This window comes from Chryseobacterium sp. GM_Chr_2 (assembly GCF_026540445.1).
Taxonomy (GTDB): domain Bacteria; phylum Bacteroidota; class Bacteroidia; order Flavobacteriales; family Weeksellaceae; genus Chryseobacterium.
In genome coordinates this window covers 294,247-319,442 of record NZ_JALNUD010000005.1, presented here as the reverse complement: position 1 = coordinate 319,442, position 25,196 = coordinate 294,247, and the positions used below count along the sequence as shown (strand labels likewise).

Below are 25,196 nucleotides of genomic sequence, written 5' to 3'. Positions count from 1 at the left end.
TATCTATCTATCTATTTTTCAAAAAATAGGATTATCATCCTATCCTGATGTAAATCGCCACTTCGTGGCTCATGGATACCTTGAAGATTTACGAAAGTAAATATGGAAAAAGTATTTTTTTCTGAGAATATTTAAAAATCTGATTAAAATTGAAGAGCAAATTAATTGAAATAAGTGAGAAAGGAGATATTTTCTGACATCTTGAAATATTAAAATAACAGACCAAATCCCTAGTCCCGATTGAAATGAAAATCCTTTTTTGAAAAAAAAGATTGCAATGAAAAGCGGGAAATAGCTCCTAATAATTTAATTTAGATATTAGTGATCTATAAATTAATACAATTATAAATTTTAAGAAGTCTGTATTTTATAGTTTTTATCGTAAAGTTCGAAATGGGATCTGATATTTGCCAAGTTTTTCCACGTAGCATATTTAAATAAAATAAATCCTATAATCATTCCCAAAGTATTTAAAAAAACATCATCTACATCGGCCACTCCGCGACCTGTGTAGGATTGAGTTAATTCAATTAATGTGATGGTAATAATAAAGAAAAATGTGATAGGAAAGAATTTATTAAATTTTCGAATACAAAGACCTAACCACCCAAACGGACTGAAAACAAATACATTACCTATAATATTAATGATAAAATCGGTCTCCTCAACGCGACTATCTGTGAAGAACATACGTATGGTATTAAAAGGCTTGAGCTGAAGATAGAAGCAATCTGAAGCTTCTCTACCCGAACCAAAGAACATCATATATAATAAAAAGACGGCGTATACAGAAATTAGAACTGCAAAATGTTTTTTCATAGGTTTCCTTTTGGGATTAGTAATAAAAAAGTTTTGTAGTGCTATTAGTTTTTGAAGTTATTTTTATAACAAAAACCTTACCCTTATAGTATGTGGTTTAGAAACTTTATGCTTATTTAATATTTTTTAACAAAATAAAAGCCTTATTAAAAATAATAAGGCTTAAATGTATTTTGAATTAATTTTATTATACTTGAATTACTCCTAAGTTGAATTTTTCAGTAATAGGAGCGTGATTAGCGGCTTCAATTCCCATAGAGATCCATTTTCTAGTATCTATCGGATTAATGATTGCATCTGTCCAAAGTCTTGCCGCTGAGTAGGTTGATTCTGTTTGCTTTTGATATTTTTTTGAAATTGTATCTAGAATTTCTTTACGCTCTTCTTCAGAAATCTCTTTGCCTTGCTTTTTCAATGTCGATTCCTGGATTTGCGCTAAAACTTTAGCAGCCTGCGCACCTCCCATTACGGCAAGATCTGCCCAAGGCCAGGCCACAATTAATCTAGGATCATAAGCTTTTCCGCACATTGCATAGTTTCCTGCACCGTAAGAATTTCCTGTGATAATCGTAAATTTTGGAACCACAGAATTAGAAACGGCATTTACCATTTTTGCTCCATCTTTAATGATTCCGCCATGTTCTGATTTTGAACCAACCATAAAACCAGTCACATCCTGTAAGAAAACCAAAGGTATTTTTCTCTGATTACAATTTGCAATAAATCTTGTTGCTTTATCAGCTGAATCAGAATAAATAACTCCGCCAAACTGCATTTCACCTTTTCCACTTTTCACCAATTTTCTTTGATTGGCAACGATTCCCACAGACCAGCCGTCGATTCTTGCTGTGGCGCAAACAATACTTTTACCGTAATCAGGTTTATATTCTTCGAATTCAGAATTATCAACTAAACATTTAATGATTTCATACGTATCATATTGTTCAGCTCTTGAAACCGGCATAATTCCGAAAATATTTTCTGGTTTTTCTTTTGGTTGAGCACTTTCAATTCTGTCAAATCCAGCTTTCTCAGTAGAGCCTAAAGATTTCATAATATTTTTGATTCTATTCAAAGCATCTTTATCATCTTTAGCCTTATAATCCGTAACTCCGGAAATAGAACAATGCGTTGTTGCTCCACCCAAAGTTTCGTTATCAATGCTTTCTCCAATTGCAGCTTTCACCAAATAGCTTCCTGCAAGGAAAATAGAGCCCGTTCCGTCCACAATCATCGCTTCATCGCTCATAATCGGTAGATAAGCTCCACCGGCAACACAACTGCCCATTACAGCGGAAATCTGGATGATTCCCATGGAACTCATTTTAGCATTATTTCTGAAAATTCTCCCGAAATGTTCTTTATCAGGAAAAATTTCATCCTGCATTGGTAAATAAACACCTGCTGAATCTACCAAATAAATAATTGGAAGTCTATTTTCCATAGCAATTTCTTGGGCTCTCAGGTTTTTCTTGCCAGTAATCGGAAACCAAGCACCCGCTTTTACCGATGCATCATTGGCTACAACCAAACATTGTCTCCCCGAAACATATCCCATTACCACAACTACGCCACCGCTTGGGCATCCGCCGTGTTCTTCATACATTTCATAGCCTGCAAAAGCACCAATTTCTATGGAATCTGAATCTTTATCGAGAAGATATTCAATTCTTTCTCTTGCCGTCATTTTTCCTTCATCACGAAGCTTCTGAAGTCTTTTTTCTCCACCTCCTTTTTTAATTTCGGCAAGCAGACGATTTATCTCGGATAGCTTTAATCTGTTTTGATCTTCCCGTTTGTTGAATTCAATGTCCATAAACTTTCAATTTTTACGCCTAAAGATACTATTTTTCATAACATTTTAGATTTAAATAAAACGAGTGTTTAATTTATTGGTTTTCAGAAATTTGTGAAATTTTTAACTAAAAAATGTTTTTAAATACATGATTTTTTTTCTAACTTTACATCAGAGTATTGGGGATAATATCCTCTACAAAATACTCTAGTTCCTAGTTTATTTTTTTAATAGTTTATTATTTGAAGGCCCTGAAAGTTGAACAAATTTTCAGGGTTTTTCTTTTTTAATTAAGATTAAATTTCCCCTGTAATTTTTGAATTTTTTATAAGAATTGTAAAACCTATTTGTAAATTTGCATGTTGAAATTCAAAGAGGTTAAGGTATGCATAAATTAGCACTTTTCAGGTTGCATTTGATTGTTTTTTTGTGGGGGTTTACGGCAATTTTAGGAAAGCTGATTCATGCGAATGCGCAGATTCTTGTTTTCTACCGAATGCTTTTTGCTGCGATTTTTCTTTTTGCATTTATCAGAATTTATAAAAAGGAAAGTATAAAAGTTTCAAAGAAAATTTTCTTTCAATTGGCTGCGATTGGTTTTACCATGGCGCTTCATTGGTATTGTTTCTTTTATTCCATTAAAGTTTCGAATGTTTCGATAGCTTTAAGCTGTCTCTCGTTATCCACTTTATTTGCCTCAATTTTAGAACCGATTATTTTTAAACGGAAGATTGATATTTCTGAAGTTTTGATGGGAATTGTGATTGTAGCCTGTATTTTATTAATATTTAAAACTGAATTCCAATACAAAGAAGGAATTATGTATGGCGTTTTATGTGCTATTTTCGGAACTATATTTTCCGTTTTTAATGGGAAGATGTTTGGAAAGACGAGCTCTGGAAACATTATTTTTTATGAAATTTTCTGCGGATGGTTCATTTTGATGATAATTTATTTGTTTTCCGGACAAATTTTTCAAATGAATGAAATAAGTTACCGTGATATTGCGTTAATATGCTTGTTGGCGAGTGTTTTCACCGCTTTTCCGATGTTAGAATCGGTGAATTTAATGAAATATATTTCGCCTTTTACACTAATTTTAACAGTTAATTTAGAACCAGTTTACGGAATTATACTAGCTTTTTTTATCTTTGGGGAATCGGAACATATGAGCTCTATTTTTTATGTAGCATCAGGTGTTATGATACTGGCAATCATTGTCAACGGATTAATAAAAGCTAAGAAAACAAAAAAATTAAATTAAGCATCGACATCTATGATGAAAAAATATCTTTTGCTTGCATTCTCCCTGGTTTTTGGGGTATCTCAGGCTCAAATTATCAGAAAATATTCCAATGAATTTTTAAATATTGGAGCCGGAGCGAGAGGGCTTGCGATGGGAGGAGCTGTAATTTCTAATCAGGATGATGTATATTCTCCGATGTGGAACCCGGCAGGTTTAATGGCCATTCAAAAAGATTGGCAAGGAGCTGCGATGCACGCGGAATATTTTGAATCAATTGCAAAGTATGATTACCTCGCGTATGCAAAAGTATTGGAAACCGGAGTTTTTGGAGTTTCAGTGGTGAGACTTGGTGTTGATAATATTTTGAACACGACCCAAATGATCGATCCTGAAGGTAATATTGATTATGATAAAATCACAAAATTCTCTCAGTCGGATTATGCTGCAGTTCTTTCCTATGCTTTTAATCCAGGAGGAAATCAAAGATTGGATGTTGGGGTGAATGCCAAATTAGTTTACAGAAATGTAGGAAAATTTGCCAACGGTTATGGTTTTGGATTTGATATCGGTGCCATCTACAAATTAGATAATGGTTATAAAATCGGGGGAATGTTGAGAGACGCAACAACTACAGTGAATTTCTGGACGGTAAATCAAAAAGAACTTTCCACTGTTGTGAATGGTGAGGAATTCAACCCTGCGCCGAAAGATAAGATGGAACTTACGATGCCAAAACTGAATGTTGGGGTAAGTAAAAATTTTGAAATCAACAGCAGTGTTTACGTGTTGCCAGAAGCGGGTATTAATGTTGATTTTGCTAAGACAGCAGCTCTTTTATCTACAGATTTCGCGAGTATTACTCCTTATGCGGGGGCCGAGTTAGGATATCAAAAAATGATTTTTGTAAGATTAGGGGTAAACCGTTTCCAGAATATTACAGATATTGAGGATTTAAAAAGAAAAGTTTCGTTCCAGCCAAGTGCAGGTATCGGGATTAGATATAGAGGGTTAACGCTGGATTATGCGATTACCAACTCGGGAATTGGAGGTTCTAATTTTTATTCAAACTTTTTCTCTCTGAAATTAGATATGGGAGAGTTTAGAAATGATTAATTTTAAAATGAAAAAAGCAATATTCCTATTCTTAATGTTTTGGAAAATAAGTATTTTTTCTCAAACAGTTGGATTTGCAACTAACATTAATTCTAAGCTTAAACACATTCATGCTGAAGTAGGGACAAATGTTGCCGTTAAATTTACTGAAGTACTTAATTATGATGCGTCAGATTTTATAAAAAAGCTCACGGCGCAAACTAAAACGTTGAATGATTTTGATTTCAGTATTTTAGAAAATAACAATGTTTTTTCGGAGAATAAGCAACGAGAATATTTACACGATTTTTGTAGAAAAAATAATATTGATAAAATCATTGTTCTTTATAGAAATCCTTTTTTTACACAATACTCACCATATAAAAATCTTTATAGATTGAAATTTGATTTTGGAATTCTAACCCAAGAAAGAAAAAAGAAAGTTATTTATTATATGAACAGAATGATACTAGCATATTATGATAATAAGATAGATAAATTAATGCCTACTTATTTATCCGGAGAAGAATCATTCCATAGAGAATATTATAAAAGAAACAGTGGAGAAATAGTTGTAGATAAGGAGTCAAAAAAGTTGATAAATAGTAGTGAAGTTGAAGCAGATTTTATAAAAGATTTTGAAAATAGGCTTAAACAGAATTTTGATGAAGCTATGAAAAAATAAAATTTACACATTATGGACAATAAAATCAAGAAGGCAGGAATGTTAATATTTACATTTTCATGTTTAGTTGCCTTCGGACAAAAAGTTTCTGATTATAAATATATTGCTGTACCAGAAAAATTTAAAGATTTTGAGAAAGAATCTTATGGACTGGAGGGGTTTTTGTCTAAAAATTTGACATCTAAAAAATACGTTGTCATTCCTTCAGATAAAAGTAAATGGCCTGCTGAAGTAGGAAATCCTTGTAATGTCTTGAATGCAGAAGTTTTAAATACAAGTAGTTTTTTAAAGAATAAAGTTACAGTTCAGTTTAAAGATTGTAATGATAAAACTATTTCTGAAGCAAAAGGTGGCTCAAGTATTAAAGAATTTCAAGAAGGATACTCAGATGCGTTAAGAACTGCATTGGTTGGTATTTCTTCATCAAATCCTACAGTTAACTTAGCCGCTGTTGAAAATACTCAACGTGTAGAAGTACAACCCGTAAAAGAAGCTCCTGTTCAGACTCAAACTAAAGAAGCTGCCGCAACTACTTTTACAACAAGTACCGCAACGAAATTCAGCAACGGAAAATTAAATCTTCAGAAAATTAAGTTAGCCGAAGATCAGTTTATTTTGGCTGATCCTAATAGTTCTGTTCCTTACGCCACTTTTAAAGCAACAGCAAAAAAAGATGTCTTCAGAGTAAAATTGGCAAACGGTGAATCTACTCTTGGATATATTGAGAATGGAAATATCGTTATTGAAATGCCTCAGACAAACGGAGATTTTTCCAGAGACATTTTTACAGGAAAGTAAAATTAATTGTTACATAAAATATAATATCCTTAATTTCATGAAAGAATTAAGGATATTTTTTTATTAAAGGTTCTGAGAAGGATCTACCAAAAAAACTTTTATTTCTTGATAAATTTAATAGTCTGGCTTTCTTTATTATTTTTAATCTTAGCTGTATACATTCCCGGAACTAGATCTGATAATTTCACAGATGCATTTTTTCCTAATTGAGAAATATTTCTAACCATTTTTCCATTGGCATCATAAATTTCTACAGATTCGATTGTATTTTTATCTTCAATATTCAGAACATCAGAAACCGGGTTTGGATAAATTTTAGCAATTGATTTCGTCACTTCAGAAGTTGCCAAAGGCCCTAAAATATTTGCCGTGTAGTCTGTCCAGGTTCCATAAGCATAAGAACCACATGCAGAAGTTCCTGGTTGTGCATTAGCTTCACGAGTCCAGATTCTCATTCTATAGCTTCCTGTAGTAACAGATGAAGGTACAGTAAACGAACCGGAATACGTTTCCGGACTTGTATTTCCAATGTAAGCAGGCATGTAAAGATTTTCACCAGCATCATCAAAATCACCATCTTTATTAAAGTCGATAGCCAATCCGCAAGACATCCATCCCATAGTAGTTACACTCACATTATAGCTGAAATTTGTATTCAGATTTACAGAAACAGATGTTCTATCCCTACCTGATGTGCAAGTGCCTGAAGCAAATGTATTATTAAAATTAGCTCCCGGAATAGATACTTGTGTAATTCTCCAGCTACTACAGCCGTTGGAATAGGTTGGGCTACAATACGTTTGAGCATTAAACAAACCTGAAAACGCAGACGCGCATAAAAATGCAAATGATTTTGCCAAATTGTAATAATTTTTCATAATTGTACTTTTTTATTTTTACAATATGAAGATAGAAAAATAATTAAATCATTCGTAATTATAAGCGTTATTTAATGATATTAATTTAATTAGTTAAAGTTTTTTGTTACTGATAATTTTAGCAATTATGAAGAAGGTTGATTGTCGAAGAAATCACGAATAATTTTCGCCTTACTTTTTCCGATAATTTCTTCTAATGTCACCAAATCAGCCTCCTTGATCCTTTTTACAGACTTTAATTTAGATAAAAGCAATTCGATAGTCTTTCCGCCAACTCCCGGAATTTCCTCTAGTTCAGATTTTATCGTTGAGTTCTTTCTTCTGGTTCTGTGGTGTTTTACTCCAAAACGGTGCGCTTCGTCTCGAACTCTCTGTAAGATTTTCAACGTTTCAGACTTTTTATCGAGATACAATGGAATTGGATCTTCGGGGAAAAAGATTTCTTCCAATCTTTTAGCAATCCCTACAATGGTTATTTTCCCGTATAACCCTAATAATCGTAAACTTTTTACAGCAGATGATAATTGCCCTTTTCCACCATCAATCAAAATTAATTGTGGCAAATTTTCACCCTCGTCCAGCATCCTTTTGTAACGACGATAAATGACTTCTTCCATCGTGGCAAAGTCGTTCGGCCCTTCAACGGTTTTGGGATGAAAAATTCTATAATCGGCTTTACTTGGCTTTCCATCTTTAAAAACTACACATGCCGAAACAGGATTCGTTCCCTGAATATTCGAGTTATCAAAACCTTCAATATGTCTAGGTTCCACTGGCATTCTCAGCAGTTTTTGCATTTCTGCCATAATTCTGTTGGTATGTCTTTCCGGATCTACAATTTGAACTTGTTTTAATTTTTCTAAACGATATTCCTTCGCATTTTTTTCAGAAAGTTCCACGATACGTTTTTTATCACCTACTTTCGGAACGATCAATTTTACATTCGGAATTTCCACTGATAAATGAAAAGGGAGCAAAACTTCTTTGGAATCGGAAGCAAATTTCTGACGAATCTCAATCAGCGCTTCTTCCATAATATCTTCGTCAGATTCCTCAAGGATTTTTTTAATTTCAGTCGTAAAACTTTGAATGATATTTCCGTTCCTGATCTTAAAGAAATTTACATACGCCGCTGTTTCATCACTCGTCATTCCGAAAACATCAACATCATCAATATTAGGATTTACTACCGTGTTTTTAGACTGATAATCTTCCAGAATATCAAGTCTTTCTTTGATGATTTGGGCATCCTCAAACTTTAGATTGCTGGCATATTTCATCATTTGTCCGGTAAGATATTCTTTTGCTTTTCGGAAATCTCCCTTTATAATTCCGCGGATGGCATCTATTTTTTCATCATAATCTTGCTTGCTTTCCAAGCCTTCGCAAGGGCCTTCGCAATTTTTAATATGATATTCAAGGCAGACTTTATATTTTCCTTCGTCGATTTTACTCGGAGCTAAATTTAAATTACAAGTCCTTAATTTATAAATATGTTTAATGGTATCCAGTAAAATCTTTGCAGGACGCACTTTCGCATAAGGCCCGAAATATTCTGAACCGTCTTTAATTTTATTTCTCGTTAAAAATATTCTTGGAAATTCTTCATTTTTAATGCAAATCCACGGATAGGTTTTGTCATCCTTCAACATGACATTATAAAAAGGCTGATGTTCTTTAATCAGGTTGTTTTCCAGCAAAAGCGCATCATATTCACTGTTTACAATCGTGGTCTCCAATCGTTGGATTTTACTGACCATGATTTTAATTCGGTAACCCGAAAGATTTTTATTGAAGTAGGAAAGAACCCTTTTTTTGAGGTTTTTAGCCTTCCCGACATACAATAGTTGTTCGTTTTTATCATAATAACGATAAACGCCGGGCTCAGATGGTAAAGTTTTCAGCTGTAATTCTAACGAAGGATTCATAAGACAAAATTAGTAAATGAATATTAAATGGAAAACACAAATTTTTACCCCATAATCATTCGTAAGTAACCTAAAAATCAATATTTTTGTATCAAAATAAACTAAAATTATGAAAAAGCGATCAATTTTTTTAATTGCGTCAATTTCGTTGATGGGCGTAAAAGGGCAAACACTAGAATGGCAAAAAAGTTTTGGAGGAAGTAATGTTGAAGATTTTGTGAAAAATATAGAATCTTCGGATGGTAATTTTGTTTTTACAGGGAGTACTTTAAGCAATGATGGAGATATTCCTACTAATAATGGATTGAAGGATGTTTTTGTTACAAAAATAGATAATAACGGAAATTACCTTTGGAAAAAAGTATTTGGTGGAAATAATGATGATGTTCCTGTAACTATGGTTAGTTCAAATGATGGAGGAACAATTTTACTATCTAAATCAAAATCCAATTCAGGGAATTTTAATATAAATAGAGGAGGTGATGATCTTTGGGTTACAAAACTAGATTCTAGTGGAAATATTGTTTGGAATAATTCTTTTTCGGGTTCCGGTAACGAATCAGGAGCTCAAATAATATCTATTCCCAATGGTTATATATTAACAGTGAATACCAACTCCAATGATTTTGATTTTGCCCACGCAGGTACAACCGGTAAAGATGTTTGGGTAATAAGACTGGATGAATCTGGAAATGTAATTTGGAAAAAACTTTTACAGGGTTCTCTTGATGAAGTATCGAGTAATTTAAAAACTGTTAATTCTAATGAATTTTTGTTACTGGTAAATTCTGCTTCAATAGATGGTGATTACTCTTCCAATACGGCAACCAATGCCTATAAAGGATTTATCTACAGAATGGATGTGAATGGTAATATATTATTAAACTCTAAGATAGAATCAACAGATATACAACAATCGAATTTCATTAATGACATAAAAGCTTTAAGTGACGGATATATCATTGGAGGAAGGGAAAATGTGCCTTTTACTTCCGGTTCTACGACATATGAAAATTATGATGCGACATTTGTGAAAATTTCAACATCTGGAAATTTATTATGGAAAAAGACATTTTCATCTAATGGACCTCAATTTGATGAAGCATTATTTACCGAAACTACAACTGATAATGCTAATTTATTCTTTGGTTACTCAAAATATAATCTTGTGGTATTAGATTCTTGGATGATGAAGATAGATAATAATGGGAATATAATTAAGAAAACTTCATTTGAGAATTATGATAATTTATCTGACTTAAAAAAAATACCTTCATCAGGTAATTTTATTCTTAGTACGAGACGTATGGTAATCGGCTCTGGTGGAGATTTTAGACATTATGTTATTTCTCTAAATTCAATAGGTACAAATATTGTTAACAGTACATTAATCAATACAGGGCAGGCTAACCCAAGTTCTTATTTTTGCTTATCTAATGTAACAAATGAAGGTAAAATCTTTGGTTTTTTAACAGAAAGCCCCTTTAATTCAAATCCTAATTATAATGTTTTAATATCTAAATTAAATATTCCTCAATCTTTTCTTTCGGTAACAGAACTTAATAATTCTAATGTGAATGTATTCGTATATCCTAATCCTACTAGTGATTATATAAAAATTTCTGAAAAGATGGATTTATTAGTTTTATATGATTTAACTGGAAGAGTTGTTATTACAGCTAAAAATGCTGATAATATTGATGTGAGAAGTATAAACTCTGGAAATTATATTTTACAAATTAGCAATAAAAAGATTAATCAATCATTTAAGATTATTAAAAAATAATTCTTAAACACAAAAAAAAGCTGTAGAAAACTTTTCTACAGCTTTTTTTATTATAATTTAGTTTTACCCGTTTGTCATGGCAGTATATTCCTGAACCAAAAAGCTGAAATAATCCCATTCTACAGAATTTTTAGGATATTTTTTCATGAATTCTGCATTATCTCCGAAAAGAAAATCATAATTATCTTCAAAATCATCTTTGTGAAGCCACATTACTTTATCTCCTTTTTTTACATAATAAGATTTGCTAACGCCACCACCTAGCTGAGGGCTCCCTCCGATTGAAAAACCTGATGTTTCCTTCGCTCTCGGATCATAATAAACAGAAATAATATCATCAAATTCAGGATTGATGACCTGCATTAAAATTCTTTATCATCTTTTTTATTTTTAAGTGAAACGGTTTGATTTACAAAATAAATTCTGTCGTTATTGGTTCTTTTAGTTAATTTTTTCGTGCTGTAATTTCTGATGTTTCCCATGTATCTTGCCACTTTTGCAATTTTTTCGGCATTGCTTGGGTAGATATATATCTCCGCAATTTGATCGGCATTGAAAACCTCACTTTTCTTCGTGATGCTGTCTTTTAAAGCCACTTCAAAAATCTGTCCCTTTTTAGTGTCAGTTTTGCTGCAGAAGCCTTTGTGAGTACTTCCATCTTTTAAAATAATAGTAGATGTTTTCTTGGGCGATGGTGTGTTGAATCCTTCATTAAAAAGATACATCTCCATTTTTTTAATGTCTTCTTTAGAATATTTCACCTTTTGAGCAAAAGTAGTCATGCTTACAAGACATGAGGCAAAGAGTAAAGCTTTGATTTTCATAAGTTATTATAATTGTTTTAAGAGCGTAAAAATAATAAATAAAACCAGTTGTGATGCAAAATATTTTTAGTCGAAATTTAGTTTTTCCAGTTATGGCTAAATGTGTAATTTTAAGACAAATTTTTAGAGAATGATATACGGTGTAGATGTTTTCAGTTTCCATGATGTATTGGAAATCTGTAAAACTCCAAATAAAGCTAAACTGAATAAAACGGCAAAAGAACAGATCTTAAAATCTCAGAAAAATGTTCAGAAAATTGTAGAGTCGGATAGATGTGTGTATGGAATTAACACAGGTTTCGGACCGCTTTGTGATACTAAAATTTCTGCTGATGAAACTGCGCAGTTACAATATAACTTAATTATTTCTCACGCTGTTGGTGTAGGAAAACCGATTGACAAAGAATTTTCAAAGATCATGATGATTGCTAAAGTTCATGCTTTGTCAAAAGGTTTCTCAGGAGTTTCTTTGGAAGTCATTGAGAGAATGATTTTGATGTTGGAGAAAGACATTATTCCCGTAGTTCCGGAGCAAGGTTCTGTAGGAGCTTCCGGAGATTTGGCTCCGTTGGCTCACTTGGTTTTACCATTATTAGGATTAGGAAAAGTTTGGGTTGGAAATGAAATTTTCAATACTGCTGAAATCTTGGAAAAAAATAATCTTGAACCATTAGTTTTAGGTCCAAAAGAAGGTTTAGGATTAATCAACGGAACTCAGTTTATTCTTTCTCATGCCATTAAAGGGTTAGAAAAATTCGAATATTTATTGGATTTAGCGGATATGACTGCAGCGATGAGTCTTGAAGCGTACAGAGGTTCTGAAAGTCCGTTCAAAAAAGAGCTTCACGAGATCAGACCATTCGAGGGAAGTAAAAAAGTAGCTGCAAGAATGTTGAAATTCTTAAAAGGTTCTGAAAATATGAAAGCGCACGAAGATTGCGAAAGAGTTCAGGATCCTTATTCGATGAGATGCGTTCCTCAGGTTCATGGTGCGAGCAGAAATGCTTTTGAACATTTAAAAATGATGGCTGAAACAGAACTGAACTCTGTAACAGATAACCCGATTGTTTTAAGTGCTGAAGAATCTATTTCAGGAGGAAATTTCCACGGACAGTTGATGGCTTTGCCTTTAGATTATGCAACTTTAGCTGCTGCGGAATTAGGAAATATTTCAGACAGAAGAAGTTATTTATTATTGGAAGGAAAATACGGTTTACCAAGATTATTAACGGAAAGCTCAGGATTAAATTCAGGATTTATGATTCCTCAGTATACCTCTGCGGCGTTGGTTACAGAAAATAAAACGTTGTGTTTTCCGGCTTCGGCAGATTCTATTCCAACAAGTTTAGGACAAGAAGATCACGTTTCGATGGGAAGTATTTCGGGTAGAAAATTCAATCAGGTTCTTGGGAATCTGGTGAATATTTTATCGGTTGAATTAATGTTTGCGGCGCAAGGATTAGAATTCAGGAGACCTTCAAAATGTTCAAAAATTATTGAAGAAAATTTTGCTATTCTTCGTTCAAAAGTAACAAAGCTTGAAGATGACCGATTAATTGGTGAAGATATGCTGGCGATTGCAGAATTAATTAATGAAAGAAAGTTTGTGGTTAATTAATTTTAAATGATACAAAGACTTCCAGAAATGGGAGTTTTTTTTGTTTTTATCGCGTCTATTCATAAAATATTGCTGTAATTTATGTTTAAATAAATAATTTTGTACTATCAAAAACAATTCAATGACAATCACAAGAACAGACTCTTCCAATACAGATTTTCAATATTTAGTAAAATTCCTGGATCAGGATTTAGCCGTTCGCGACGGTGATGAACATGCCTTTTATCATCAGTTTAATGCTATCGATCAGCTTAAAAACTGTGTTCTTTTCTTTGTTGATGAAAAACCGGTGGCTTGCGGAGCCTTTAAAAAATATGAAGACGATACGGTAGAAATCAAAAGAATGTATTCGCTACCGGAATATAGAGGGAAAGGTTTTGCCTCAAAAATATTGGCAGAGCTGGAAGTTTGGGCAAAAGAAGAAGATTTTACCTTTGCCGTTTTGGAAACCGGATTGAAACAGCCGGAAGCCATTGCTTTATACCAAAAAAACGGCTACGAACTTATTCCTAATTACGGACAATATATTGGGATCGAAAATAGCGTTTGCTATAAGAAGACGCTTTAATTCATTGTGTTAAATTAGTATTTTAAGCATAGTAAAATTAAAGAATATTTAAAATTCATCTTTTTTTAATTCAATGTAAAGTGATAACTTGGTTTTACTAATCAAATTTACTTTATATGAAGAAAAATGTTTTTTACCTTATGATGTTGTTCTTGGTTTTCACGGCTTGTAACAGGGAAGACGTTCAGAACAATCCTGCCAATATCGAAGTGGCGCAGAAAGATCCCTTAAGTTCGAAGGAAATTAATGAGAAAATTAATGAAACGATCAAAACCAAAGGGAAATTTTCCTGGAAAGAATCTTCAGATCATTTTGTATGGAGTGCTATTTTTCAGGGAAATAAAATTGCGTCTATCGGTTTCGGATCATCATTCGACAGAGGTTTAGATTCGAATAATGCGGCTATCGAAAACGAAATTTTAGATTTAATTAAAAAATATGAAGGAAAAACCGACCGTATTTTGTTGTCTTCGGATAAATATTTAAATCAAATTGATGTTGCGATAGAAAAACAGGAAACAATTATTGCACTTCGAAAAATGAAAAATATCCGTTATCTGGAGCCTGCTGATTATCGTTATTTTGAAAATGAAAATAAATATAACGGTACAGCAGCAAAATCCAGCGGAAGTTCTTCTGGTTGCGGATTTGAATCTACCGCTTTAAATGCAGCAGATTATACAACCGTAACACCGAATGCGAAAGCGCCCTGGTCATTTGCAAAACACAATATTACAAGCGCCTGGAATTATAGCACAGGAGCCGGAGTTACAATTGGCGTAATTGACAGTGGTGTTTCTTCCGAACAGTCTTTATTGGGAAGCAGTTTCAATAACGGACTTTCTTCTGGAAGAACGATCAGTAAAAATGGAGTGTATGTAGATTCTGTTTGGCCGTGGAGTACAGGTTACGACGGTTCTGCTGATAAATGTGGTCACGGAACGAGCATGGCTTCGGCGATGGCGGCTCCGAGAAATAATCAGGGGCAGCCGGTTGGGGTAGCTTATAATGCTAATTTGGTGACTTACAGAGCGGCTTCTAATGTAGTTTTGGATGGTTATCACGAACAAAACGGAGTGAAAATCGCGTTTACAGAATTGGGAAATAATAACAATGTGAAAATTATTTCTATGTCGATGGGACACATTTTCTCTGTCGGGAAAATTGAAGATGGGGTGAAATATGCGTACTCAAAAGGAAAATTAATCTTCTGTGCGGGCGGAACTTCCACAAGTTTTACGACTTTTGTCGGGGTTATTTTCCCGGCTTGGATGCCAGAAACACAAGCCATCACAGGAGTAAAAGAAAATACGTCTAATCAAAAATGTGATGTTTGCCATTCGGGAGCTGAGATTGCTTTTACCTATCAAATGGAAAGAGCTTCAGGAAGCAATATTCCGGTGTTGAGCTATTATAACGGGCAGACAGATTACGTTGGTGGTTCATCAGTCGCAACGGCTTCTACAGCAGGAATCGCGGCATTAGTTTGGTCTAAAAATCCTTCATGGACGAGAGATCAGGTGTTGAATAAAATGAGACAATCATCAACTTATTATCCAACAAAAAATTCAGACTACGGCTATGGAAACATTAATGTTTTACAGGCTGTTCAGTAAGTTTTAACTAAAATTTTTTAACCGCAAAAGCAACATTTTTTTGTCATTCTGAATAGAATTTTGCGAAGCATTATGAAATGAAGAATCTTTTAATATTAAGATATTTGAGATTTTTCGACTTCACTTTGTTTCGCTCAAAATGACAGCGTGTACAATTGAAATTTTGAACTTAAAAAATGTATCTTTTGCGGTTAAATTTTAGAGTAATACATCAATCTCCCAACTGATAATCCAACGGCAGCATGTTTTCAATTTTATTTTTAGAAAAATCTCCCTCAGTAATCAGTAAATCAGGATTTGTAATATTTCCGTCTTTTGAAACTTCAAAAGTTTCACCTTCAGGATGCAAAAAAGAGGAAATTACAACGGGATCTTTCGTTTTTATAAATTGTTTTCCTTTCAATTCGTACTCATATTTCTGATAATTCACCTGAAGCATATCTTTAAAGGTAAACAATACTTTTCTATTCTCTCTTTTCACATAATCCGTGTCCGGAATTAATGTTTTTGTAATGGCCAAAGCGTAAGGTTTATTGGCGTTTTTCCTTTGTGAAATATCTAAAATGTCGTTAGGAACAGATGATATTTTTGAAATTCTTGCCATCTCTTTAAAATTGCTCAGTCTGGCTAGTTCTTCTTCTGTAGGGTATTTCGGATTGGGAACTTTTACCACATGATTTACAATAAACTGATCTTTAGAAATCGTATTCTGATAAATACTTCTGAAAAAATGAAGCGCACTTCCATCGTAGGCATTCATTCGGTTCAGTTTTATTTTATCTGAATTTTTTGTTTCCCTGAAAAAACTTGTCCCGACATAATTCACCATTTTAGTATTGAAATCGGCTGCGAAATTGATCAGGTTGTACTCAATTTGATAGCCGAGTATTTTATTTTCAATAAGTAATGTTTTGGGAGCTTTTACTTTTAAAATCTGATTCTTTTTATCGAAAGCAAATTTTAGAGTTCTTTGGTTTTTAATTCTTACATTTTCACGATCAAATCCAAGAAAATTATCTAAGAAATAATTAATAAAATTTTTATAAGCTTCTTCTGTGTAAGGAATAATTCGAACTTCTTCTATATCATTACTTTTCAGCAAAACAACCTTCAACGTTTTATTTAAAACTGCCGAAAGCGGCGTAGAAAATGTTTCATAACCTTCTTTCTGGAAAACAATATTTCCCGAATTGTTGGCGGGTGAATTTAAACTGAAGCTTCCATCTTCCTTGGAGTTTGTTCCAATTTTGGTTCCATCAATATAAATCGTTACGTTGGCGATTTTCTGTTCGGCATCATTCGTCACTGTCCCTTTAATAATCTGAGCAATTACTTGATAGAAAGGCAGTAATACTAAAAAAAGTAAGAGTGTTTTTTTCATGGTAAACAATATTACTAAATTTTTAGTGATAAAAAAATCCGAGGCAATAGGTACTTCTACGGAGTCTGAAAATTGAGTATTACTACGCTTTTATTTTCTTTTTTTCTGGGCTAGCTTTGTGATGTAATTATAACGGTAGCATTTTAAAGAACAATAAAGTTTTAAAATCATCAGAAAAATTGCATTCAAAAAAACTAATAACCATGGAGACCAGAAACCATTAAAAACGGGGCGAAATCCGAAAAGCCATAAGAGTAGGAATACCAAAATATTAATTATGGAAACTCAAGAATTAGTAGTAGGAGGGTGGACGAAATATCACGCTCTTACACCAGAAGATCAAAAAGTATTTGACGAAGCAATGGGCGGAATCATTGGTGTAAATTACAAACCACAAGAAGTCTCTACACAGCTTGTAAACGGAAAAAACTACCGTTTCAAGTGTTTGGCGTCTTTGCCAGGCGGTTCACAGGTTGTGTGGGAAGCGATAGTGGAAATTTATGCTCCGATTGAAGGGCAGCCACACGTTGTTTCTATCCACAGAATTTAATTACAGCATTTTCGTATAGAAATCGGAGGAATAATTTTCTTCCGATTTTTTGTTTATCCAATTCTCACGCTCGTCATGCTTAATGAGCCCCCAATTAATTCATCATTGAACAAAGCTAAATTTTCAGATTTATCTTTTAAACCTAAAGTATAAATCAATGGTAAATAATGATCTGGAGTCGGAATTGCATATTGCAGTGAAGTTCCTTGTTTTTGATAATCGATAATATGTTGGAAATCTTCATCCAAAAGCCAGTTATTGGTTTTTTCACGAGCTTCAATCGCCCAATCCCAGCCGGCTCCAACGGTGTTGATATTTCTCCAGTCAATTAATCTTAAATTATGAACAATATTTCCGCTGCCGATAATTAAAATACCTTTTTCGCGAAGTTTATTTAATCTTTTAGCTAAATCAAAATGATATTGAGGAGGTTTTGTATAATCAATACTCATCTGAATGACAGGAATATCTGCATTCGGATACATATGTTTGATGACAGACCACGCTCCATGATCCAAGCCCCAATTATGATCTTCTTCCACGAAAATAGGTGCTAATAATTCGACAGTTTCTTTTGCTAGTTCAGGATTTCCTGGCGCAGGATACTGAACATCAAAAAGAGCCTGTGGAAAACCTCCAAAATCATGAATAGTTCTCGGCATATCCATCGCGGTCACTTTCGTTCCGTGTGTAAACCAGTGTGCAGAAATACACAAAATTGCATTCGGTTTCGGAATTTCGGTTGCTGCTTTTCTAAACCCTTGCACACACTGATTTTCTTCAATCGCATTCATCGGAGAACCGTGTCCTAGAAAAAGGACAGGCATTCTTTGAGTATTATTGAAATTTTCGCTTATGTTTTGTAGATCGTTGAGGTTCATTGTATTGATTATTAAATGAAAAAAGGTTCAAGGTTTTTAGCAATCCTTGAACCTTTTTATGTTGAAATTTTTTGGATTTTATTCAATTTAAATAGGATTAGCATCCTATTCTGTGTTAAGTCGCCCTTTCAGGGCTCCCCCAAAACCCGTTTAATTTATTACGCTTGTTTTACGAACTGTAATTCTCCGGCGATTTTTACTTCTTCGCTTACCATTACACCTCCAGCTTCAAGAGCAGCATTCCAGTTTAATCCGAAATCTTTTCTGTTGATTTTCCCTTCAAAAGAGAAACCAGCCTTTGTATTTCCCCATGGATCTACGTTGATTCCGTTGAAATCTACATCAAGAGTTACAGGCTGTGTAATTCCGTTGATTGTTAAATTTCCAGTTACTTCGTTGTTCAAAGCAGAAGATTCGAAAGTAATTGTCGGGTTAGCTTCAGCGTTGAAGAATTCTGCAGATTTTAGGTGATTATCTCTGTCTGCGTTGTGTGTAGAGATAGAGCTTGTCTGAATCGTAGCCGTTGTTTTCGCGTTGGCAAAAGTATCGTCTTCAGCATCGATTTCTGCAGTGAAGTTGGTAAAGTTTCCTTTAATATTAGAGATCATCATGTGTTTTACTTTGAAAGTAAGTTCACTGTGAGCTGGGTCTAGGTTCCATTTTGTAGCCATTGTATTAATATTTTTTGTTGTTAATTATAATGCAAATTTAGATCAAGCGAGAGGTACAATTCATTGATTTAGGATAAGAAATGATTTTATGCTAATTTTTTCTTTTAATTAAACATCAATAATATCATTCAAAAACTTCAATCACCCATCTTCTGACTTCCTTTCTTTTTCAGTAGCTTTTTCCCGCTATCCACTATATCTTTTTTGTTATGGCTTCCGCTTCGCTCCAGCCGCAACAAAAAAGGATGCCGTTTCTATCGGGGCTAGGACTGTAGTATGAGACTTCAATATTTGTCATTGGGAGAAAGCAATCTTAAGAAGTTAGAAAAACTTCCATCCACTTTGTCATCCTGTAAGGATCTCAACAACCTTTTTAGATAACAGTATGGAAAGATTCGTGTCTAGATCCCTACGGAATGACAAACAGAGTGTAAAAATTTATGAATATAAATTCTTCATTCCATTATGTTTCATTTTGAAAGACAGTTAATCGCGAATCCAATATAAGAATCCCATCAACCATCAACTAAAAACTATCAACCAAAATCCTCATATTAAGGTAAGAATTATTTCCTATCTATATCACAATCTCATTTTACGAATGTTTTAATTTAACACTTCTTAACGAACCGTTTTTATTTCTTATTTTTGATGGATTCAATTTTATGCAATGAAATTATATAAGTTATCTTTATTGATGCTGGTTTTGGGTGGTTCTGCAATCGCTCAGACTCAGAAATTCACAATGGCGGAGGCAGTTAATGGCTTGAGAACGAACTTGGCCGTTAAAAATATTTCACAATTTTCATGGTCGAATGATGGGAAATCATACATTCAGGCTGTGAAAGGCGGATATTTAATCACTGATTTAAAAACCAATAAACAGGATACCTTGGTGTCTTTAACTCAGTTGAACAGAAATTTGGCGGACAATAAACTAAAAGCGGTTCCACAAATCAAATTCATCAGCAATTCCCACGGATATTACAATGCAAACGACAAAATGGTTTGGGTTGAAAAATCAGGAAGCGACTGGAAAGTGAAAAATTCTGTGTCAATTGATAAAGAGGCTTCAAATATGAAGGTCTTTGGTGATAACCAAACTTTTGCTTTTACGGTAAAAAATAATTTATTTGTTAATAAAAACGGAAAAACAATTGCTGTAACGAATGATTCTAATGAAAACATTCTAAACGGAGCAGCAAACGTTCACAGAAACGAATTCGGGATCGATACGGGAATTTTCCCTGCGCCAAATTCTGAAAGTGTAGCGTTCTACAGAATGGATCAGACGATGGTTGCAGATTATCCAATCATTGATTGGTCGGTAACGCCTGCGGTGAACCACAATATCAAATATCCGATGGCGGGGCAAACTTCTCATCAGGTGACGTTGGGCGTTTTTAATATCAAAACGCAACAAACAATTTTCCTGAATGTTGAAGGTGAAAAAGATCAATATTTAACGGCAGTTACATGGAGTCCGGATTCAAAATATATTTTCGTCGCGGTGCTGAACAGATGTCAGAATCACATGAAAATGAATCAGTATGATGCGGCAACAGGAAATTTAGTAAAAACTTTATTTGAGGAAACAAGCGATAAATATGTTGAACCACAACATCCGTTGACGTTCTTCCCGAATTCAAATACAGATTTTATTTGGCAAAGTCAGAGAACGGGGTACAATCATTTATTCCATTATAATGTAGAGAAAGGATTGGTTTCTCAGATTACAAAAGGTGATTGGTTGGTAACTGATATTTTAGGTTTTAATGATAAGAAAAAGGAAATTTATTTCACTTCTACGAAAGAAACGCCTTTAGAAAAACATTTGTATAAAATCAACTGGACGAACTTCAAAATGCAGCGTTTAGACAATGCAGAAGGAGTACACAATGGAGTTTTAAGCAGTGACGGAAATTACTTGTATGATTCTTACAGCAATGCTAATACGCCTCGAAGTATTAATTTAATCAACACCAATACCTTAAAATCAAACAATCTTCTGACTGCTGAAAATACCTTAAAAAATTATCAGCGTCCGGAAATTAAAAATATTGAATTAAAAGCAGACGACGGAACGCCTTTATACGGAAAGATCATTCTTCCAACGAATTTCGATCCGAACAAAAAATATCCGACCATCGTTTATTTATATAATGGACCACATTTACAATTGATTACAAATACTTTCCCGGCTTCAGGAAATCTTTGGTACGAATATATGGCTCAAAACGGATACATCATTTTTACGATGGATGGAAGAGGTTCTGCGAATCGTGGTCTGAAATTCGAACAGGCAGTTTTCAGAAATTTGGGAACTACTGAAATGAACGACCAGATGAAAGGGGTGGATTATTTGAAATCGCTTCCTTATGTAGATGCTCAGAAACTGGGAATCCACGGTTGGAGTTTTGGTGGATTTATGACGACAAGCTTCATGCTTCGTAAACCGGATGTTTTCAAAGTTGGTGTGGCAGGAGGTCCTGTAATCGACTGGAGCATGTACGAAATCATGTACGGCGAAAGATATATGGATACACCGCAGGAAAATCCACAAGGGTATGCAACGGCAAATCTTTTAGATAAAGTTCAGAATCTGAAAGGAAAATTACTGATGATTCACGGAGCGCAGGATGACGTGGTTGTTTGGCAACATTCCGTGAAATTCATTAAATCGGCTGTTGATAATGGAGTGCAGTTAGACTATTTTGTTTATCCGGGACATCCGCACAATGTAATCGGGAAAGACAGAGTACATTTGATGCAGAAAATCACCGATTATTTTGATCAGAATTTAAAGAAATAAAAAACAAATCCGGTCTTTTAGGGCTGGATTTTTTATTTGTTGAAATCTAAACGACCTGGGAAACAGAAGCGTTAAGAAAATTAAAATTTGATTCGTTAAAAAATTTCCACTGTTCGAAGCGCGAGAATACTATTGTTTCAAGACAAAAGAAAAAGCATATTCCATTCTTACCAAAGATCAATGTTTTTGAAGTTCCATTATCCTAATTTTGCTTATCTAAAATCAACAATATGGAATTAGGCATAGGAATGTTTGGCGATCTTTCATTAGATCAGTCAACCGGAAAATATAGAGACGCAGGCGTGAAAATTCGTGAAATTCTGGATCAGGTGAAGTTCATGGATGAGGTCGGAATTGATGTTTTTGCGATGGGCGAGCATCACCGTCCGGATTATGCGGTTTCATCACCCGAAATTGTTTTGGCTGCGGCGGCAAGTATCACCAAAAATATAAAATTGGCAAGTGGAGTAACGGTTTTAAGTTCATCCGAGCCTGTAAAAGTATATGAAGATTTTTCAACATTAGATTTAATTTCTGATGGACGTGCCGAGATCTTCGTAGGCCGTGGAAGTTTCATTGAATCTTTTCCATTGTACGGTTATTCTTTGAATGACTATGAACAGCTTTTCGATGAAAAATTAGAATTATTATTAAAAATCAATTCAGAAGAAAACGTTTCTTGGTCGGGAAAACTTCGCGCGCCGATGCAAAATCAAACGGTTTATCCAAGAGCGAAGAATGACGGAAAACTTTCGATCTGGAGAGCAGTTGGCGGAACCCCGCAATCAGTTTTAAGTGCTGCTCAGTTGGGAATGCCTTTGGTGGTAGCCATTATCGGAGGAATGCCGATTCAGTTTAAAAATTTAATTGAATTTTATAAGCACGAATATCTAAAAGCAGGTCATGATGAGTTTAAAATGCAGATTGCAATTCACTCTCATACTTTTGTAAGTGATAATCAAAATGTGGTAGACGGATATTTTCATAATTACAAATCTCAGATGGACAGAATTGGTTCGTCAAGAGGTTGGGCGCCTTACACCAAAGCGCAGTATGACGGTGGAAAAAGTAAAGATGGCGCTTTATTTATCGGAAGTCCGGCAGAAGTCGCTGATAAAATTGCTTATATGAAAGAAATCTTTGGAATTACAAGATTTATCGGTCACATGGATGTGGGAGATCCTGCACATGATGTGATGATGAAATCTATTGAATTGTTCGGAAATGAAGTAAAACCGACGATCAAAGATCTATAAAAAACAACCTCCGTTGAATTCTCAACGGAGGTTTTAATTACTTCTAAATAATTATATGAAGCCGAAAGGCAACGTTTCACTTTTAGTGAGTCCTGAAAGAACGATTTAAATCAGAATAGGATAAAATCCTATGCTTTTATAATTGAATCATAGTACGAAATTGCAACCTGCGGATGAAAAGCAAACATGTAAGTTTCAAATCCGTTTTCTGTGTTGAGATTTTTACTTAAAAGATATTTGTTGTCAATAATATCAATTAATAATAATTCAGGCGTATAAAATGTAATTCCGATTTTATGTTTTGAAGAATCTTCCACATTCGAGCTGATGAGGTCGAGTTTAAAACTTTCGATCGGAAAAAATGTATTTCCCAACACATCAGGAAGACTTTTAATTTCGCCGTTCAGTTGTGAAATATAGTTGGTAACAGAAGCGCTCAACAAAAAAGGAATTCTTTCTGCATGAGGATTTTTTGTCAGCAATTCCCAGTAATTTTTCACCGGATTTTCTTTTTCATCAAAAACCTGATGCTGAATTTTATATTCAAAATAGGTGTCTTCAAAAATATATTTATCCCACGTCAGCGTAGAATTCTGATCGATGACAATTCGGAAGGCCAGTTTTATTTTTGCTTTCATTGTTTTACGTTTTAAGCTTATTCAAACTAAATATTTTTTTAACCACAAAAGAAGCAAAAGCTATTTTTACAGGTATTACTAGACCATTAAAAGTTTTCAAAAGGATAAAAATCAAAGATTTTTAAGAGCTAATGTTTTCTTTTTTTCTGTTGAATAGTAAGCTTTAATTACATTATCAAAATCTTTTGTGCCTTTTGCGGTTGAATAAAAAAGCTTAAACAAGTTCTTTAATAAAATCAGGGCAGTTTTCCACGCCTACCCTGATTTCAAAACAAATTGATTATGAAAAAAATATCTAACACTAAATGTATTAAGTGATCTCTATGATTCGGTTTTCAGTGGATATCCCGGATGAATTTTCAATTATTATTTTCAAATGATACACTCCGGATTTTAACTGATTTCCGCTAAATTTTATCTCCTGTTTTCCTTCGGAAAGTTCCTGTTGATCAAGAATCGTCTGAAGTTTTGTCCCGTTTTCCGCATAACATTCTACCGTCACCCTAGATTTTTCATTTAAATGGATGAAAAAAAAAGTTTCTCTTCGGAACAAATTGGGAGCACTTCTTTTCACGATGGTTTCAGACTTCAAAAAACAGAATCAGCGCATTTTCGCTTAATGCTTCAAATTCCAAAATTTCCACTTCGGAAAGAAGAATAGCATCTCTGGTTTCCATCAGCCGGTTTTGGAATTCAAAAGCACCGTTGATTACCATTCCGAAAATTGATTTTCCTTTTTTGTATAAAGCATATTCCTGTTCTTCTCTTCCGTCATACAAACCGATGAAGTTGGAGAATTTCAGATTTTCAGAAATTTGAATTAATGTATTTTTTTCGTTGAGGTTTAAATTTTCAACAGAAAAAAAGGTTTCAGAGGTTCTGTTTTTAAATTCCAGCAATAAAATATCAGCTTTCTCATTCGGAAGATGATTCTGAATTTTTAAAATATTACTTTCAATCGATTGTAAGGTGAAAATCTGTTCTGAAGAAATAGGCTTTTCAAAATCATTGATTAAAATTTCACCATATAACACAATGACCAGAATGCTGCTTTTTTCCGGATAATGAAAATCAAAAACTTCATTTTCATCTACAATGATTTCGACCGCTTTTTTCAGTTTTATATTTTCTTCACCCGAGAAAATTTCATTCACCAACGACAAATTTTCCTTTTTCCAAACAGAAAAATCAGATTTAAATATTTTTGAAGGACTTTGAACTAACATCATTTCTTAGGTTTAATATTTCCACAAGGCACAGATCAACACCTTGCTTTTGATTTTTAACACTTCACATATATAGTTTCGATCGGTGTAAGCCTGTGCGTTTGTGGAAACGGGTAATAACTAATATT

The 25,196-nt window shown here is 33.8% G+C and carries 23 protein-coding genes; 11 read left to right on the top strand and 12 right to left on the bottom strand.

Translation table 11 applies throughout. From position 1 onward, the window contains the following. Window positions 1-351: 351 nt before the first annotated feature. Window positions 352-819 carry a VanZ family protein gene (locus tag OXQ85_RS10830; RefSeq protein WP_267404383.1) on the bottom strand — a complete coding sequence of 156 codons (468 nt, stop codon included), beginning with the start codon at window positions 817-819 and terminating at the stop codon, window positions 352-354. Window positions 820-1,006: 187 nt separating this feature from the next. Then, window positions 1,007-2,635 carry a carboxyl transferase domain-containing protein gene (locus tag OXQ85_RS10825; RefSeq protein ID WP_267404381.1) on the bottom strand — a complete coding sequence of 543 codons (1,629 nt, stop codon included), beginning with the start codon at window positions 2,633-2,635 and terminating at the stop codon, window positions 1,007-1,009. Between the two features lie 364 nt (window positions 2,636-2,999). Here OXQ85_RS10825 and OXQ85_RS10820 point away from each other — a divergent pair, with 364 nt between their 5' ends. Genes OXQ85_RS10820 through OXQ85_RS10805 form a run of 4 tightly spaced genes read left to right on the top strand, consistent with a single transcriptional unit; the run spans window position 3,000 to window position 6,435 of the window. Next, window positions 3,000-3,878 (top strand): EamA family transporter, encoded by an 879-nt coding sequence (locus tag OXQ85_RS10820; protein ID WP_267404379.1) that lies wholly within the window; start codon window positions 3,000-3,002, stop codon window positions 3,876-3,878. Window positions 3,879-3,890: 12 nt separating this feature from the next. Then, the gene (locus OXQ85_RS10815; protein WP_267404377.1) at window positions 3,891-4,973 is read left to right on the top strand and encodes a PorV/PorQ family protein; all 1,083 of its coding nucleotides are present in this window, start codon (window positions 3,891-3,893) and stop codon (window positions 4,971-4,973) included. A gap of 7 nt (window positions 4,974-4,980) precedes the next feature. Continuing rightward, window positions 4,981-5,637 carry a hypothetical protein gene (locus OXQ85_RS10810; RefSeq protein ID WP_267404376.1) on the top strand — a complete coding sequence of 219 codons (657 nt, stop codon included), beginning with the start codon at window positions 4,981-4,983 and terminating at the stop codon, window positions 5,635-5,637. A gap of 12 nt (window positions 5,638-5,649) precedes the next feature. Then, window positions 5,650-6,435 (top strand): hypothetical protein, encoded by a 786-nt coding sequence (locus OXQ85_RS10805; RefSeq protein WP_267404375.1) that lies wholly within the window; start codon window positions 5,650-5,652, stop codon window positions 6,433-6,435. Between the two features lie 98 nt (window positions 6,436-6,533). Here OXQ85_RS10805 and OXQ85_RS10800 read toward each other — a convergent pair whose 3' ends face one another. Next, entirely contained in the window at window positions 6,534-7,313 is a 780-nt protein-coding gene (locus OXQ85_RS10800; protein ID WP_267404374.1) for a T9SS type A sorting domain-containing protein, read from the bottom strand. A 125-nt stretch (window positions 7,314-7,438) separates the two neighbouring features. Next, on the bottom strand, window positions 7,439-9,241 hold the full coding sequence (gene uvrC, locus OXQ85_RS10795; RefSeq protein ID WP_267404373.1) for an excinuclease ABC subunit UvrC: 1,803 nt from the start codon (window positions 9,239-9,241) through the stop codon (window positions 7,439-7,441). Between the two features lie 109 nt (window positions 9,242-9,350). Here uvrC and OXQ85_RS10790 point away from each other — a divergent pair, with 109 nt between their 5' ends. Beyond that, complete coding sequence (locus OXQ85_RS10790) at window positions 9,351-11,027, top strand: T9SS type A sorting domain-containing protein (RefSeq protein WP_267404372.1); 1,677 nt, start codon at window positions 9,351-9,353, stop codon at window positions 11,025-11,027. 63 nt (window positions 11,028-11,090) lie between these two features. On the opposite strand, the gene OXQ85_RS10785 is transcribed toward OXQ85_RS10790, so the two are convergent. Together OXQ85_RS10785 and OXQ85_RS10780 are read right to left on the bottom strand one after the other, a co-directional pair. Then, entirely contained in the window at window positions 11,091-11,390 is a 300-nt protein-coding gene (locus tag OXQ85_RS10785) for a hypothetical protein (protein ID WP_267404370.1), read from the bottom strand. Then, the gene (locus OXQ85_RS10780; RefSeq protein ID WP_267404368.1) at window positions 11,390-11,851 is read right to left on the bottom strand and encodes a hypothetical protein; all 462 of its coding nucleotides are present in this window, start codon (window positions 11,849-11,851) and stop codon (window positions 11,390-11,392) included. Before OXQ85_RS10780 ends, OXQ85_RS10785 begins: the two co-directional genes overlap by 1 nt. 130 nt (window positions 11,852-11,981) lie before the next feature. Between OXQ85_RS10780 and hutH the strand changes: the two genes are divergently transcribed. The 3 genes from hutH to OXQ85_RS10765 all read left to right on the top strand — a co-directional run bounded on the left by hutH (window position 11,982) and on the right by OXQ85_RS10765 (window position 15,653). After that, entirely contained in the window at window positions 11,982-13,469 is a 1,488-nt protein-coding gene (gene hutH, locus OXQ85_RS10775; protein ID WP_267404366.1) for a histidine ammonia-lyase, read from the top strand. 121 nt (window positions 13,470-13,590) lie between these two features. Continuing rightward, the gene (locus tag OXQ85_RS10770; protein ID WP_267404364.1) at window positions 13,591-14,037 is read left to right on the top strand and encodes a GNAT family N-acetyltransferase; all 447 of its coding nucleotides are present in this window, start codon (window positions 13,591-13,593) and stop codon (window positions 14,035-14,037) included. 116 nt (window positions 14,038-14,153) lie between these two features. Further along, window positions 14,154-15,653 (top strand): S8/S53 family peptidase, encoded by a 1,500-nt coding sequence (locus OXQ85_RS10765; RefSeq protein ID WP_267404362.1) that lies wholly within the window; start codon window positions 14,154-14,156, stop codon window positions 15,651-15,653. 211 nt (window positions 15,654-15,864) lie between these two features. Here the strand turns inward: OXQ85_RS10765 and OXQ85_RS10760 are convergent, their stop codons facing one another. Next, on the bottom strand, window positions 15,865-17,034 hold the full coding sequence (locus tag OXQ85_RS10760; RefSeq protein WP_267404360.1) for a carboxypeptidase-like regulatory domain-containing protein: 1,170 nt from the start codon (window positions 17,032-17,034) through the stop codon (window positions 15,865-15,867). 277 nt (window positions 17,035-17,311) lie between these two features. Here OXQ85_RS10760 and OXQ85_RS10755 point away from each other — a divergent pair, with 277 nt between their 5' ends. Then, the gene (locus tag OXQ85_RS10755) at window positions 17,312-17,584 is read left to right on the top strand and encodes a hypothetical protein (RefSeq protein ID WP_267404358.1); all 273 of its coding nucleotides are present in this window, start codon (window positions 17,312-17,314) and stop codon (window positions 17,582-17,584) included. Between the two features lie 53 nt (window positions 17,585-17,637). Here OXQ85_RS10755 and ygiD read toward each other — a convergent pair whose 3' ends face one another. Both ygiD and OXQ85_RS10745 read right to left on the bottom strand, forming a co-directional pair. After that, window positions 17,638-18,465, bottom strand: a complete 828-nt coding sequence (gene ygiD, locus OXQ85_RS10750; RefSeq protein ID WP_267404356.1) for a 4,5-DOPA dioxygenase extradiol — start codon at window positions 18,463-18,465, stop codon at window positions 17,638-17,640. 158 nt (window positions 18,466-18,623) lie between these two features. Beyond that, a complete protein-coding gene (locus tag OXQ85_RS10745; RefSeq protein ID WP_267404354.1) occupies window positions 18,624-19,136 on the bottom strand; it encodes a YceI family protein in 513 nt (170 codons plus the stop codon). Between the two features lie 670 nt (window positions 19,137-19,806). Here OXQ85_RS10745 and OXQ85_RS10740 point away from each other — a divergent pair. After that, complete coding sequence (locus tag OXQ85_RS10740; RefSeq protein ID WP_267404352.1) at window positions 19,807-21,948, top strand: S9 family peptidase; 2,142 nt, start codon at window positions 19,807-19,809, stop codon at window positions 21,946-21,948. 230 nt (window positions 21,949-22,178) lie between these two features. Then, window positions 22,179-23,204, top strand: a complete 1,026-nt coding sequence (locus OXQ85_RS10735) for an LLM class flavin-dependent oxidoreductase (RefSeq protein ID WP_267404350.1) — start codon at window positions 22,179-22,181, stop codon at window positions 23,202-23,204. Window positions 23,205-23,332: 128 nt separating this feature from the next. Here the strand turns inward: OXQ85_RS10735 and OXQ85_RS10730 are convergent, their stop codons facing one another. The 3 genes from OXQ85_RS10730 to OXQ85_RS10720 form a co-directional block, all read right to left on the bottom strand. Continuing rightward, the gene (locus OXQ85_RS10730; RefSeq protein WP_267404348.1) at window positions 23,333-23,842 is read right to left on the bottom strand and encodes a hypothetical protein; all 510 of its coding nucleotides are present in this window, start codon (window positions 23,840-23,842) and stop codon (window positions 23,333-23,335) included. A 310-nt stretch (window positions 23,843-24,152) separates the two neighbouring features. Next, window positions 24,153-24,344 (bottom strand): hypothetical protein, encoded by a 192-nt coding sequence (locus tag OXQ85_RS10725; protein ID WP_267404346.1) that lies wholly within the window; start codon window positions 24,342-24,344, stop codon window positions 24,153-24,155. 79 nt (window positions 24,345-24,423) lie between these two features. Beyond that, a complete protein-coding gene (locus OXQ85_RS10720) occupies window positions 24,424-25,071 on the bottom strand; it encodes a hypothetical protein (RefSeq protein ID WP_267404344.1) in 648 nt (215 codons plus the stop codon). Between the last annotated feature and the right edge of the window lie 125 nt (window positions 25,072-25,196).